Source organism: Arthrobacter alkaliphilus, from assembly GCF_021483235.1.
Lineage (GTDB): Bacteria > Actinomycetota > Actinomycetes > Actinomycetales > Micrococcaceae > Arthrobacter > Arthrobacter alkaliphilus.
Genome location: NZ_JAKEEC010000081.1, coordinates 1 through 307 on the forward strand (window position 1 = coordinate 1; position 307 = coordinate 307).

At 67.8% G+C, this 307-nt stretch carries 1 protein-coding gene; it reads left to right on the forward strand.

Annotated features, from left to right (window positions below; translation table 11 throughout):
* On the forward strand, positions 1–307 hold a 307-nt coding region (locus tag L0B83_RS19665), incomplete at both ends, for a hypothetical protein (protein ID WP_234760247.1).

Below are 307 nucleotides of genomic sequence, written 5' to 3' on the forward strand. Positions count from 1 at the left end.
CTGCCGGCATTCCGGGTGGTTCGACGCCGATCACTCCGTCCCGGTTCGTGGACACGCGTCCCTCCGGCCCGGTCCCGGGCGGCGGGACAGTTTCCGTTCAGGTCGCCGGAGTCAACGGGATCCCTATCGACGCCGCAGCGGTGGTGCTCAACCTGACCGTGACCGAGACCCATGCCGCCGGGTTCCTCACCGCGTACGCGTCCGGCAGCGAAAAGCCCAACGCCTCGAACGTGAACTACGGACCAGACCAAACCGTACCCAACCTCGCCGTGGTCCCGGTCGGCCCGGACGGGAAAATCACGATCGC